The organism is Paenibacillus chitinolyticus NBRC 15660 (assembly GCF_000739915.1).
Classification (GTDB): domain Bacteria; phylum Bacillota; class Bacilli; order Paenibacillales; family NBRC-103111; genus Paenibacillus_F; species Paenibacillus_F chitinolyticus.
Genome location: NZ_BBJT01000025.1, coordinates 1 through 13,624, shown reverse-complemented (window position 1 = coordinate 13,624; position 13,624 = coordinate 1). Strand labels below are relative to the sequence as shown.

The 13,624-nt window shown below is 57.6% G+C and carries 11 protein-coding genes; 10 read left to right on the top strand and 1 reads right to left on the bottom strand.

Features of this window, described 5'->3' with window-relative positions; translation table 11 throughout:
• Positions 1-12 precede the first annotated feature (12 nt).
• Positions 13-396 carry a response regulator gene (locus PCH01S_RS28800; RefSeq protein WP_084706698.1) on the top strand — a complete coding sequence of 128 codons (384 nt, stop codon included), beginning with the start codon at positions 13-15 and terminating at the stop codon, positions 394-396.
• Positions 397-555: 159 nt separating this feature from the next.
• On the opposite strand, the gene PCH01S_RS28795 is transcribed toward PCH01S_RS28800, so the two are convergent.
• Complete coding sequence (locus PCH01S_RS28795; protein ID WP_042235864.1) at positions 556-1,449, bottom strand: LysR family transcriptional regulator; 894 nt, start codon at positions 1,447-1,449, stop codon at positions 556-558.
• Between the two features lie 207 nt (positions 1,450-1,656).
• Here PCH01S_RS28795 and PCH01S_RS28790 point away from each other — a divergent pair, with 207 nt between their 5' ends.
• The 9 genes from PCH01S_RS28790 to PCH01S_RS28745 all read left to right on the top strand — a co-directional run.
• Positions 1,657-3,039: a GntP family permease gene (locus tag PCH01S_RS28790; RefSeq protein ID WP_084706697.1), complete on the top strand. Its 1,383-nt coding sequence runs from the start codon at positions 1,657-1,659 to the stop codon at positions 3,037-3,039.
• Positions 3,040-3,179: 140 nt separating this feature from the next.
• Entirely contained in the window at positions 3,180-3,965 is a 786-nt protein-coding gene (locus PCH01S_RS28785; RefSeq protein WP_042235861.1) for a 3-hydroxybutyrate dehydrogenase, read from the top strand.
• A gap of 37 nt (positions 3,966-4,002) precedes the next feature.
• Complete coding sequence (locus tag PCH01S_RS28780) at positions 4,003-4,713, top strand: CoA transferase subunit A (RefSeq protein WP_042235859.1); 711 nt, start codon at positions 4,003-4,005, stop codon at positions 4,711-4,713.
• Complete coding sequence (locus tag PCH01S_RS28775; protein ID WP_042235856.1) at positions 4,710-5,384, top strand: 3-oxoacid CoA-transferase subunit B; 675 nt, start codon at positions 4,710-4,712, stop codon at positions 5,382-5,384. Before PCH01S_RS28780 ends, PCH01S_RS28775 begins: the two co-directional genes overlap by 4 nt.
• A 6-nt stretch (positions 5,385-5,390) precedes the next feature.
• Positions 5,391-6,575: an acetyl-CoA C-acetyltransferase gene (locus PCH01S_RS28770; protein WP_042235853.1), complete on the top strand. Its 1,185-nt coding sequence runs from the start codon at positions 5,391-5,393 to the stop codon at positions 6,573-6,575.
• Positions 6,576-6,739: 164 nt separating this feature from the next.
• The gene (locus PCH01S_RS28765; RefSeq protein ID WP_042235849.1) at positions 6,740-7,174 is read left to right on the top strand and encodes a hypothetical protein; all 435 of its coding nucleotides are present in this window, start codon (positions 6,740-6,742) and stop codon (positions 7,172-7,174) included.
• Between the two features lie 470 nt (positions 7,175-7,644).
• On the top strand, positions 7,645-10,782 hold the full coding sequence (locus tag PCH01S_RS28760; RefSeq protein WP_042235845.1) for a hybrid sensor histidine kinase/response regulator: 3,138 nt from the start codon (positions 7,645-7,647) through the stop codon (positions 10,780-10,782).
• Positions 10,763-11,896 (top strand): response regulator, encoded by a 1,134-nt coding sequence (locus PCH01S_RS28755; RefSeq protein WP_042235842.1) that lies wholly within the window; start codon positions 10,763-10,765, stop codon positions 11,894-11,896. The genes PCH01S_RS28760 and PCH01S_RS28755 overlap by 20 nt, the downstream gene beginning before the upstream one ends.
• A 295-nt stretch (positions 11,897-12,191) precedes the next feature.
• The coding region (locus PCH01S_RS28745; RefSeq protein WP_042235837.1) for an immunoglobulin-like domain-containing protein at positions 12,192-13,624 on the top strand (1,433 nt) is incomplete at its 3' end.

The window sequence follows — 13,624 nt, the reverse complement described above, 5'->3', positions numbered from 1 at the left end:
GGAGGGGGCGCTTTGAACGTACTGATTGTGGACGACGCCGCATTTATGAGAACGCTGGTCCGTATGTTTTTGGAGCAGATGGGACACACCGTGATCGGCGAAGCCCAAAACGGGAAGGAAGCGGTCGATCTTTACGGCCGATTGAAGCCTGACCTTGTGACGATGGATATTACGATGCCTGAAATGGACGGACTGGAAGCCGTTAAGCACATCAAATCCGCCAATCCGGACGCTAAAATCATTATGTGCTCCGCCATGGGGCAGCAGCAGGTTGTCATGGAAGCCATCCGCAGCGGGGCCAGCGATTTCGTGGTCAAACCGATCCAGAAGGAACGCTTGCAGGAGGCCGTCGAGAAACTTTTTGCCGGACAAGGGATGAAGATCGGCGTTATGTAGGTTGAATTGTCTCCATCAACATCACCGGAATGAATATAATAAAAGCTCCGTTATGCGACAAAATGAAAAAGATACCCGCACCGGCAGGTATCCTTTTTTTTTATGTCTTTTTTCATGCTTTCGTTTCGCAATTGGTGAACGCGGAATTTTCCTCAGGGCTCAAACCTCCGCTCCCTCTGCTTTTTCCCCGATAAATTCCAGAAGCTCCCGCATGGCGTAGGAGGCATACCGTTCCTTGTTCCACAGCACATACAGGTTCCACGGAATGCCCGGCGAGGTTTTGGGGATAACCCGGACATCCGGGTTCGCTATTTTGGAAGTGATCGGTTCCGGGATAAAAGAAACTCCGAGTCCCCCGGCGACCATCTCCACCAGCAGATCCCACTGCGAGCTTTCGTGGGCGATGGCCGGGTGAAAACCCGCGCTGTGGCAGGCGTCCAGGACGTGATGCCGCACGGCGAAGCCCTTGGCGAACAGCAGAAACGGCTCCCGGCTCAAATCGGCGAGAGAGACCGTTTCCCGTTCGGCCAGCGGATGCGTGCGATGCAGCACGAGGGAGACGTGCTGGCGGATGAACGGCAGCCGCCCCAGGCTGGAATCCTCGTCCGGCGAGATGACGACGCCCATGTCGATGGATCCGTCCAGGACGCGCTGCTCCACGGTTTTCGCGCCCTCCTCGATCATGACGAACTGAATCGCGGGATATTTCCGCTGAAACGGCGCGATCACGCGCGGAAAGAAAACGGTGCTGATCACCGGGGGCAGTCCGATGCGGATGGTGCCCGTTTTGAGCTGGGACACGTCGTCCAGCGTGGTGTAGAGGTCGTTCACGGACTGGAGGATGACCTGCATCCGCTGGATGGCGGCGGCGCCCGAGTCGGTGAGCTTGACGGTTTTGCCGCTGCGGTCGAACAGGGTGACGCCGAGCTCGTCCTCCATGCTTTTGACCAGCTTGCTTAAGGTCGGTTGAGTCATATGTAAAATTTCGGCGGCCTTCGTAAAATTCTGCTGTTTGGCGACCTCCAGAACGGAGGCGAGATTTCTTACATCCACGGTCGTTCATCCCCAGCCATAAAATTTTGGAATGGTAGCCATTCGATGTCTGAATTTTACCTTGCCTTACCTGCCGTGTAAACTAAAAGCGGACACAGAACGTTCAAATTTCAGGGGACGCCCCGGAATTTCATGGAGAGCAGTACGTAACTTAAAAGAATGTAAGGGCTTACAAGAGATCTTCTAACAGAAAAGAGGAGAAGGCGCATGGTGTTTGTTCAGGTCGTGGCGATTGTGCTCGCCTTGGGGCTGCTGATGTTTTTCGCTTACCGGGGGTATCCGGTGATCGTGTTTGCCCCGATCTTTACGCTGCTGGCCGTGGTCATTTCCGGGCTCGCGCTTATGCCGAGCTACACGGAGACTTATATGGCGAATGCGGCGAACTATATTAAAACGTACTTCCCGATCTTCCTGCTGGGAGCGATTTTCGGCAAGGTGATGGAGCTGAACGGAGCGGCCTCCTCGATTGCCCGGTCCATCGTCAAAGTGCTCGGCTCCAAACGCGCCATGCTGTCGGTCGTGCTGGCCTGCGCGGTGCTCACTTACGGCGGCGTCTCGCTGTTCGTGGTCGCTTTCGCCGTCTATCCTTTCGCGGTGGCGGTTTTCCGCGAAGCGGATATTCCGAAGCGGCTCATTCCCGGCACGATCGCGCTCGGCGCCTTTACCTTCACGATGGATGCGCTCCCCGGAACGCCGCAGGTGCAGAACATCATCCCGACCACGTATTTCGGAACGGACGCGTACGCGGCCCCGGTCGTGGGGATTGTGGGCGGAGTCATGGTGCTGGCGGCGGGCATGTTCTGGCTGGAGAAACGCCGCAAGCAAGCGGCAGCCGCAGGCGAAGGCTACGGAACCGGACACAAGAACGAGCCGGAAACCGCCGAAGGCCAGCGTTACCCGAACCTGTGGGTTTCGCTCGTCCCGCTCGTGCTGGTGCTGGTGTTCAACTACCTGCTGAGCCGGGGATTTTTGACGGTCAACACCTGGTACAGCCCGGAACTTCTCAAATCGTTTAACATCGCGAATGTGAAAACGGTTGCATCGTCATGGGCGCTTATTATCGCCCTGTTCATCGGCATCGCGGCGGCGCTCTGCATCAACGTCCGGCACGTTCAGAGCAAGCTGGCGGCAGGGCTGACGGCAGCCGCGATGGGATCGCTTCTGGCGATTTTCAACACCGCTTCCGAGGTCGGCTTCGGCAACGTGGTCAAGACGCTGCCCGGCTTCAAAGCGATCCAGAATTTCATCCTCAACATCAGTTCCCAGCCGCTTATCAATGAAGCGGTGTCGGTCAATATTTTGTCCGGGGTCACCGGATCGGCCTCCGGCGGGCTGTCCATCGCCCTCGAAGTCATGGGCAAACAGTACCTGGCAGCGGGCCAGGCGGCGGGAATCAGCCCGGAATGGCTGCACCGGATCGCTTCGATGGCTTCCGGGGGAATGGATACGCTGCCCCATAACGGAGCGGTCATTACGCTGCTCGCGATCACGGGCCTGACGCACCGGCAGTCTTACAAGGATATTTTCGCCATAACCGTCGTTAAAACACTCACAGTGCTTATTCTCGCCGCTGTTTTATCTTTCATGTAAAAGAGGCGGGGATGAAGCGGAGCCGTCCGGCGCCTATTTTAGACCGTTGACAGTTAAGGCCGTTCATAGGTAATCAGATGTTTTTTATTTCAGCATTCATTTTAATCCCATATAAAAAACTTTCGGAAGGAGTGGCGGTCATGACCCCATTTTTGGCTCAAAAAACAGCCCTGATCACCGGCGCGGCCAGCGGCATCGGCCTTGAAATCGCCCGTACATTCGCCCGCGAGGGGGCCAAGGTCGTTATTTCCGACATTCAGGAGGAAAAGGCGAAAACGGCGGCCCGGCGGCTGGCGGACGAAGGATACGAGGCCACCGGTCTCGCCTGCGACGTAACCGACGAAGGCCAGTTCGCCGGAGCGATCCGGACCACGCACGAAACCTACGGCCGGTTCGATATTCTGGTGAACAACGCGGGTTTGCAGCATGTCGCGCCTATCGAGGAATTCCCGGTGGAAAAGTTTGAATTCATGATCAAAGTGATGCTGACGGGGGCTTTTATCGGGATCAAGCATGCTCTGCCCATTATGAAGGAACAGCAGTACGGACGGATTATCAACATGGCTTCGATCAACGGCGTCATCGGTTTCGCGGGCAAAGCCGCTTACAACAGCGCGAAGCACGGACTCATCGGGCTGACGAAGGTAGCGGCCTTGGAAGGCGCGGCGCACGGCATTACGGTTAACGCGCTGTGCCCGGGCTACGTGGATACGCCGCTCGTACGCGGCCAACTGGAAGATCTGGCAAGAACGCGGGGCGTTCCCCTGGAAAGCGTGCTGGAGGAGGTCATCTACCCTCTGGTGCCGCAAAAAAGGCTCCTGTCGGTCGATGAAATCGCCGAATTCGCCATGCTGATCGCCAGCGACAAGCTGAAGGGCGTGACGGGAACGTCCATGCTGATCGACGGCGGATATACGGCGCAGTAGAGAGAGACATCAATCACGCGAGAGGAGAGGGGCAGACATGAGCAAGGTATTGAAATCAGCGGAGGAAGCCGTACATGTAATCGGGGAAGGATCGACCCTGATCGTGGGAGGCTTCGGCCTGTGCGGCATACCGGAGCATCTGATCGCCGCTCTGGAGCGGCAGGGTACGGGCGGACTTACCGTCGTCAGCAACAACTGCGGAGTCGATGATTGGGGGCTCGGGCTGCTGCTGGCGAACAAGCAGATCAAGAAGATGGTGTCCTCCTACGTCGGAGAAAACAAAACGTTCGAGAAGCAGTACTTAAGCGGCGAGCTGGAGGTTGAGCTGGTGCCTCAGGGCACGCTGGCGGAACGCATCCGGGCGGGCGGGGCGGGCATTCCCGCTTTTTACACGGCGACGGGCGTCGGGACGCTGGTAGCGGAAGGCAAAGAGGAGAAGCATTTCGGGGGCCGGCCGTATATTTTGGAAAAAGCGATCACCGGCGACTTCGCGCTGGTGAAAGCCTGGAAGGCCGACACGGCGGGGAACCTCGTGTTCCGCAAAACGTCCCGCAACTTCAATCCGCTGGCTGCGGCGGCGGGCAAGATTACTCTCGTGGAGGCCGAGGAGATTGTGGAGGCGGGAGAGCTGGACCCCGATGACATTCATACGCCGGGCATTTTTGTTCAGCATGTCGTACAGGGCGGGAGCTATCAGAAACGGATCGAGCGTCTGACGGTCCGCGAAGCGAAGGAGGAGACAGCATGAGCCATCCGCGCCAACGAATCGTGGAACGCGCCGTACAAGAAATCCGGGACGGTATGTACGTCAACCTGGGGATCGGCATGCCGACGCTCGTAGCCGACGAAATCCCCGCCGGTATTACCGTGATGCTCCAGTCCGAGAACGGGCTGCTGGGCATCGGTCCTTATCCGAAGCGGGGCGAGGAAGACCCGGATTTGATCAACGCGGGCAAGGAAACCGTCACGGCGGTGCCGGGCGCTTCCTATTTCGACAGTGCGGAATCGTTCGCCATGATCCGGGGCGGCCATATCGACCTGGCTATTCTGGGCGGCATGGAAGTATCCGGCGGCGGAGATCTCGCGAACTGGATGATTCCGGGCAAAATGGTCAAGGGCATGGGCGGCGCGATGGATTTGGTGAGCGGAGCCAAGCGCATCGTCGTCATCATGGAACACGTGAACAAATACGGGGAATCCAAGGTGAAAAAAGCCTGCACCCTCCCTTTGACAGGCAGAGGAGTGGTGAACAGGCTCATTACGGATCTGGCCGTATTCGATTTTACGCCGGAAGGCATGGTGCTGGCCGAATTGCTCGGAGAAGCGGAGCTGGACGAAGTCCGGGCCAAGACCGAAGCGGCGTTCACGCTGGGCCATCTTTTAAAAGAACGGCTCGAAGCCTGCGGACAGGAAGGGTGAACCGAAATGACCAGAGAAGCGGTTATTGTCAGCGCCGTGCGTACGGCGATCGGCAGCTTTCAGGGCTCCCTGGCCGGCGTGCCCGCGACGGAGCTCGGAAGCATCGTGATCCGGGAAGCGCTGGAACGGGCGCGACTGGAACAGGAGAACGTCCATGAGGTCATCATGGGCAACGTGCTCCAGGCGGGACTGGGGCAGAACCCGGCGAGACAGGCTTGGCTGAAAAGCGGGTTTTCCGACGGCGTTCCCGCCCTTACGGTGAACAAAGTATGCGGCTCCGGGCTCAAAGCCGTCATGCTGGCGGCCCAGTCGGTTATGCTCGGCGATTCCGACATTGTCGTGGCAGGAGGCATGGAAAATATGAGCGCGGCGCCGTATCTGCTGGAAGGCGCCCGCTCCGGCCTGCGCATGGGCGACGGCAAGCTCGTCGATTCCATGATCCGCGACGGCCTCTGGTGCGCCATGTGCGACATCCACATGGGCGAAACCGCGGAGAATGTCGCGGACCGGTACGGCCTCTCCCGCGAGGAGCAGGACGAGTTCGCTGCTTACAGCCAGCAGAAGGCGGAGCGGGCGGCCGCGGACGGACGCTTCCGAAGCGAGATCGTGCCGGTCCCCGTTCCGCGGAAGAAGCAGGACCCGCTGCCGTTCGACCGCGACGAGTTCCCGCGCGCGGGCACGACCGCGGAGACGCTCTCGCGGCTGCGCCCGGCGTTCCGCACGGGCGGGACCGTGACCGCCGGCAACGCCTCGGGCATCAACGACGGGGCGGCCGCCGTTGTCGTCATGTCGGCCGAGGAAGCCGGCCGGCGGGGGCTGAAACCCCTTGCCCGGATCAAGGGCTACGCCTCGGCGGCGCTCGATCCGGCCGTGATGGGCCTCGGGCCCGTAAGCGCCGTGCGGCGGCTGTTGAACCGGACGGGCGTGCCGATAGACGGCATCGACCTGTTCGAGTTCAACGAGGCCTTCGCGGCGCAGTCGCTTGCCGTGGGGCGCGAGCTCGGCGTACCGCCGGAGAAGCTCAACGTCAACGGCGGCGCGATCGCCCTCGGGCACCCCATCGGCGCCAGCGGCGCGCGCGTGCTCGTGACGCTGCTGCACGAGCTGGAGCGGCGCGGCGGCAAGCGCGGCCTGGCCTCGCTGTGCATCGGCGGCGGCCAGGGCGTGGCGCTGCTGGTGGAGCGCGATTAGAGCGGCGATCGTACCGATGACGATCGTTCATACGGCATTCGGGCAGATGAGTCTCTGATGTAATTAGAGGCTCATCTTTTTTTGGAAATGGAGACTTCACATGGATTGTCAATTATGTACTTCACGGTATATATTTGCATTAAAAATCCGAATGGAGATCCATCATGAAGAAGAATTTGATTTTGCTCGTGACAGTCTTGCTGTTAATGAGCTGCAGTGCCGCTAGAATTCCCTACGACGATAAAATAACGGACCGGTTAATGGCAAGTGTCCAAAAAATTGAAACCGGTCAAACCGTCGAGCCGGACAATTTCGAAGCATACGATTGGGTCTATATCATTCCGCCCTATTCGGGGGGAGAGGCGCTTGATAATTTAGAAGTGGATGAGCAAAGCAAAAAATACATCCAGCAGCAGGCTTCAATGAATGAAAATTATATCCTGGTCACCTCCAAGGAGGGAAAAGCCGTTTCTTACGCCACGCTGGATAAAAATTTTAGTACAGAGGGCGGGGAGATCTTGAAGTACAAAGGTTCCGATAAGTTGTTAGTCAGAAAGGGAGAAACGGGAGGGAGACCGTATCTGTTTTTGCCGAAATAACAGGGGAATTTTTTAAAAAGAACTCCTTTCCATCTTGTTCATCAGATAAGGCGGCAATGGAGGAACTTTCTATTTAATGAGATAAAAGCCGTCCGCTATAGCGGGCGGTTTTTGTTTTATCCGCTGCATAAGACCGAAGTATACCGAGGCGCTGCTGCTTACCCGTGGGGGAGAATGGGCACGGTTTATTTAAAAGAAACCTGGCGCGGGCTGTGGTACAATACAACAGCATATCAACTTTTTTCCGGCAGGTGACTAACAATGGGGACTTTATATCATAGAGGTGTACGGGGGCGCAATTTGTCTACGGTGTTGTACACGTGCGGCGGTCAGATGAGGTACAGGAGCTGTAGGCATGTGGTTGACCACCGTCATGTGACGCCAAGCACCTCGCGCTGGGAGCTTCGTGCGGTATGGAGAGACGGTTTACAGGGATTTTGCAAGCGATTTCACGGGCTGGGGACCGGCCTATGAAAAAACAAGCGCTGTTTTTTATACTCGGGGCCGCGCTTATTCTGCTGCTGCCGGTGTATTTGGTTCTTCAGCACGTCGTGTCGATCGAACGGAATCCCGATGCGGTCGACGGGACGCTGGATCTCAGAGCCTGGAACTTTGCGGACAAAGGGACGGTACGGCTGAGCGGCGAGTGGGAATTTTACAGGGGGAAGCTGCTCGTTCCGGGAGATTTTCATCCTTCCGCGGAAACGGGAAAGACGCCTCCCATGCCGACCGGTATGGCGCAAATTCCGGGCAAATGGAATGCGTATATGGGGGAGGAAGGCGACCCGGCCGCGGAAGGATATGCCACGTTCCGTCTCAACGTGCGGCTTAACGAGACGGACGGGGCCATTTACGGCATCCGCACCGGCAATATCCGCATGGCTAACCGGGTGTTCGTGAACGGCCTGGAGGTGGGAGCGAGCGGAACGCCGGGCCGTACGGCCGCGGAAGAAAATTCCGACAACGTTCCGTACACGGGATATACCTATCTGAAGGGCAGCGAAGCCGAGATTGTGGTTCAGGTTTCCAACCACAGTTATTCCTCCGGCGGCATATTCACTCCGATCTTGTTCGGAGACGAAAAGTCCGTCATGAAAAGCCGGGAAGCGGCATTATTTTCCGAGTGGATGACGATGGCGGGTTTCCTGATTCCCGGACTTTATTTTCTGGTTTTGTACAGGATGCGGAGGAATGATCCCGCCTCTCTTTATTTGGGGCTGTTTTGTTTGGTGGGGCTGCTGTTTGTGCTCACGCACGGGGAGAAGATGCTTGCCGCCGCCTGGCCGGGGTTTTCCTACACCTGGCTGCTCAAGGTGCAGCTCATGGTGTCTTCGTTCGTGTACTTTTTCTTGCTCCGTTATGTAGCCGTTGCCGTACCGGGCGGCGTTCATCCGCTTGCGCTGCGGGTGAGCTCCTTCGTGACGGCAGCCGGTCTGCTCGCGGGCCTGCTGCTGCCGCCGGTTGTTTTCTCCCGGCTGGAGGTGCTGATCCTGGCGATTTCCTTCCTCAGCATGTGCTATATGGCGTTCGTTCTGCTGCGGGACGTGCGCAAGCGCTCCGAGGACACCTTGCTCATGATCGCCGGTGTGATGAGCATTCTGATGGTCATAGCGGCGTACGTGCTCAACTTGGTCGGCTTGTACGAAGGGCTGCTGCTCGTTCCGGCGGAAATGCTGATGTTCGTGTTGACTCAGGCTATTCTGCTGGCGCAGCGGTTTAACCGGACCTTTGTGGAGGTGGACCAGCTTTCGCAAAGGCTGCTTTCCCTGGACGGGCTGAAGGATGAATTCATGGCGAACACGTCCCATGAACTCCGTACGCCTTTGCATGGAATGGTCAACATGGCCCAATCTATGCTGGAAGGCGCATCGGGTGCTTTGAACGTTAAGCAGAGGAACGATCTGGCGATGATTGTGTCGACGGGCCGGAGACTTACTCTTCTCATTAACGATATTCTGGATTTCAGCAAGCTTAAGAACGGCGAAATTGTGCTGAAACGACAGCCGGTCGATCTCAAAGCCGCAACGAATGCGGTGCTGGAAGTCATGACGCATGTCGCCCGGCACAAAGACATCCGTTTCGAGCAAGAATGGCCCGACCGGCTTCCTTGGCTTCTGACGGATGAAGACCGTCTTCAGCAAATTTTGTACAATTTGATCGGAAATGCCGTGAAATTCACTCCGGCGGGAACGGTCACGATCGGGGCGGTAACGAAGAACGGCCATGTGCTCGTCTTTGTTAAAGACACGGGGATCGGAATCGCGGAGAACCGAATGGAAGAAATATTCCATGCTTATGATCAGGGTGTCGACCCCGGGGATCGCGATTACGAAGGAACGGGCCTCGGACTGAGTATTACGAAGAAGCTGGTCGAGCTGGGTGAGGGAAAAATCGAAGCGGAATCCCGTCTCGGAGAAGGCTCCGTATTCCGGTTTACCGTTCCATCGACTACGGCGGCACCGGAAGCGGCACGGACCACAGGCGGGGGGTTCAGGGCTTCCGTTGCAAGAGACGAAACGGCCGCCGCCGTCCTGCCGGAAGGCCTGGAAGACCGGCGCGCCGGCAAAATCGACGCGACTGTCCTGCTGGTCGACGACGATCCGGTCAACCTGCAGGTGCTGTACAACCTGCTGTCGGTTGAAGGCTACCGGCTGATTGCGGTAGACGGCGGGGCCAAAGCGATGGCGCATATCGGCTCCGGGCTGTCCATCGACCTGGTCATTGCCGACTGGATGATGCCGGGCATGTCCGGTCTGGAATTGTGCCGGGCGATCCGCGACCGCATCTCGCTGGCCGAGCTGCCGGTCTTGCTGCTGACCGCACGGAGCCTGCCGGAGGATGTGCGCACCGGTTTCCAGGCGGGCGCCAACGATTTTCTTCGCAAACCGGTCGATGCCGACGAGCTGAGAGCCCGGGTGCGGACCCTGCTTGAGATGCGCAAGTCCGTCCGGAACGCGGTTTCGGCGGAGATGGCGTTTTTGCAGGCGCAGATCAAGCCGCATTTTTTGTACAATGCACTGAATACGATTATCGCGCTTCTGCCCTCCGACCCGGACAAAACGACGAAGCTGCTTCTGGAACTCAGCCGTTATCTTCGGGGCAGCTTCGATTTTCAGAATCGCGACCAGTTGGTACCTTTACAGAAGGAAATGGCTCTCGTTCAGTCGTATTTAGTTCTGGAGAAGGCACGTTTCGAAGAACGGCTGCAGGTGATATACGACATCCGGGCCGAGCCGAACCGTCTGATCCCTCCGCTCAGCATCCAGCCGATCGTTGAAAATGCGGTTCGCCACGGCATCATGAGACGTGCGGAAGGCGGAACGATCGGAATTTCCGTCGAGGAGAAGGAAGATGTTCTGCTCGTGGAAATTACGGATAACGGAGTCGGGATGGAACCGGGGCGCGCGGCATCCCTCTTGTCGGCAGAGGCCGGGGGAGGGGTCGGCCTGATCAACATCCATACCCGTCTGCTGACGATGTTTGGCGAAGGGCTCGATATCCGGACTGAGGCCGGACAGGGAACGACTGTCCAGTTCCGGGTGCCGAATAACGGGGGAACCCGGGGGAAACGGGAGGAGGTCAAAAGCAGTGAAGGCCATTCTGATTGACGACGAAAAGCCCGCCCTGATTCAGATGGAGCGTCTGCTCCGGACGGATGGGCGCATGGAGGTCACGGGCATGTATACGCAGGCCCGGCACGGGCTTGAACATATGACTGCCGAGAAGGCGGACATCGTCTTCCTGGACATCGAGATGCCCGAGATGAACGGCCTTGAAGCGGCGGAGAATCTGTACCGGCTGAACCCGGAGGCGCAGATCGTCTACGTAACCGCCTATAACGACTACGCGATCGAAGCGTTCGAGCTTGGCGCGATCGACTATCTGCTCAAGCCGGTCGATCCGGAACGGTTCGCCAAGACCGTCAGCCGCCTGGAGTCGCGTCTTAGCCAGCTCCAGGCCGTCCGACGGGAGGCGGCACCGTCCGGCGAACCGTCCGTGCTGTGCTTCAAGCAGTTGTCTCTGACGGGAGGCCCCGGTACAGGCGGCAGCTTGAGATGGCGCACGCAGAAAGCACAGGAGCTGTTCGCCTTCCTCGTTCATCACCGGAGCAAGCGGGTGGCCAAAGATGTCATTCTGGAGACGCTATGGCCGGAGCTTTCTCTGGATAAAGCGGTCACTCAGCTTCACACCTCCGTATACCAGGTGCGCAAAATGCTCAAAGCCTGGGGAATCGGAGCGGGCATCGATTACTCCCACGACAGCTACCGCTTCACGGGGGACGGTTTCCGCACCGATGTGGACCTGTTCCTGACCGCAGCCTCTTCCGGTGAGATTACGTCGCGGGAGCAGTGGCGGCGTTTGGACCAGGCACTGCAGCTGTACCGGGGGGATTACCTCGAGGAGCACGATTATTTCTGGGCCAAATCGTACCGGGCGCAGCTGCTCGGGCAGTATATTCAGGCCAGTCTTCTGGCTTCGGCTTACGAAGTGTCCGCGGGTCAGACCCATTCCGCTCTCCGGCGGCTGGAGCTGCTCCAAAAAAAGGAGCCGTTCTCGGAAGAAATTTGCCGGGCGGGAATGGAAGTCCATGCCGGTCTGGGTGACAAGCTGTCGCTGAAAAAGCATTATGAAGCGTTCGCAAGCGCCCTCCGCGAAGAGCTGGGATCAGAGCCCGGCCGCGAAACAACCAACCTGTATAGACACTTGATGCAGAGCATCTGAGCGATTCCGGTTATCCCGGACGAAGCCTTTGCCCCTCTTGAGCGGCTGGGCTTTTTTTATCGGGCTGAAAAACATTGGAGAGCAGCTTTGCGGATGCCGGTATCCGAAATATACCGTTTTGGCGAAAAATGACGAATTTTGTCCAGAATCCGTTCAGTGGCAGCTGATACAATTTTCCATGTTAAAAAAGGGGGGAAGGGGCTGGCCGAAGCTCAGATAAAGAGAGAAAAAATTTTCGTTGATAGTCGTTCTGTCAGTGCGTTAACAAGTTTTCTATAACTTATGAGGTGAATGTATGCATCAGAGAAAATCCTCTTTCCGATGGATTTCGGTTATGTTGATGAGCGTGATTGTGCTTAACGCCGTTTTGTTCGGCGCAGCGGGTCCGGTTAAGGCGGCGCCTCCCGGGGGACTTTCAGCTTATAACGCGGCGGTCACTGCTGCGGAAATGTATCAGGCCATTTTGGATTATCCTAACGATATTTTTGAAACCGTGCAGCAGAAGGATAGTTTTTACTGGAACAGAAAAGCGGATAACGACGCTATCGTGGATGACCTGATCGGCAAACGTCCTTTTGCGACGGTTACGGATCTTCGCGATGCTTACGGCAGCGCCCTGGATAACCGCAATTTCTTTTTGTTTCTACATGAAGCTACCGATAATTCCGGCGTAAGCGCCGCTTTGAGCTGGGTTAATGACGGAACTTTCCTCAATCCCGGATTGGATTTGAGTAAGTATTTCGCTTTGGATTACACGGAGCAAGCGGTTGTGGACCAAGCTATACTCGACGGCATTCCTGTCGATGGGTATGCCGCCGCATCCGAGATTCAAACCATCATAGATACGACGATCGGCCAGATTGTGTCCGGAGCTCTACAGGACGACAAAACGGCTCTGGAAATCGGCTATGCCGTCGGAGACAGCGACGCACATGTTACCCAGAACCTATACCTTCCGGATGCGGGTACGCATTTCACGCAAATTACTTGGACCGGAGGAAACGGGGTCATCGATCCCGCGACGGGCATAGTGACGCCTCCGGCCGGAGGAGATGTAACGGCCGCTCTTCAGGCGAAAATCAGCAGAAATAATGAAAGTGTGACCAAGGACTTCACCTTGACCGTTAAAAGCTCGGCGCCGCCTGCGACGCCTCCGGCGATTACGGCACATCCGCAAAGCGTGCCGCCGATACTGCCGGGAATGCCTGCTTCCTTTAGCGTGACGGCCACGGGAACGGGACTGACGTATCAGTGGCAGGTAAACACCGGGTCGGGCTTCGTAAACCTACCGGGCGATACGAACGCCACGCTGAGCATTCCGGCCGTTTCGCCGAGTATGAACGGCTACATGTACCGTGTCATCGTGTCGGGAACGGGCGGTCAGCCGGTGACGTCGAACGGGGCGGTGCTGAACGTGATGCCACCGATTCCAACGTTCCCTCCGGCGATTACGGCACAGCCGCAACACGTGCTGCCGCCGGTGCTTGAAGGAAATCCCGCTTCCTTTAGCGTTACGGCCACGGGAACGGGACTGACGTACCAGTGGCAGGTAAACACCGGATCAGGTTTCCTAAACTTGCAGGGCGAGACAAACGCCACGCTGAGCATTCCGGCCGTGTCGATGGGCATGAACGGCTACATGTACCGTGTTGTCGTGTCGGGTACGGGAGGCCAGCCGGTAACGTCGAACGGGGCGGTGCTGAACGTGATGCCGCCGATTCCAACGTT

Coding starts and splice junctions, on each gene's coding strand:
- PCH01S_RS28790 (WP_084706697.1), top strand. CDS start 1,657: ATGGTGTTTGTTCAGGTCGTGGCGATTGTGCTCGCCTTGGGGCTGCTG.
- PCH01S_RS28785 (WP_042235861.1), top strand. CDS start 3,180: ATGACCCCATTTTTGGCTCAAAAAACAGCCCTGATCACCGGCGCGGCC.
- PCH01S_RS28780 (WP_042235859.1), top strand. CDS start 4,003: ATGAGCAAGGTATTGAAATCAGCGGAGGAAGCCGTACATGTAATCGGG.
- PCH01S_RS28775 (WP_042235856.1), top strand. CDS start 4,710: ATGAGCCATCCGCGCCAACGAATCGTGGAACGCGCCGTACAAGAAATC.
- PCH01S_RS28770 (WP_042235853.1), top strand. CDS start 5,391: ATGACCAGAGAAGCGGTTATTGTCAGCGCCGTGCGTACGGCGATCGGC.
- PCH01S_RS28765 (WP_042235849.1), top strand. CDS start 6,740: ATGAAGAAGAATTTGATTTTGCTCGTGACAGTCTTGCTGTTAATGAGC.
- PCH01S_RS28760 (WP_042235845.1), top strand. CDS start 7,645: ATGAAAAAACAAGCGCTGTTTTTTATACTCGGGGCCGCGCTTATTCTG.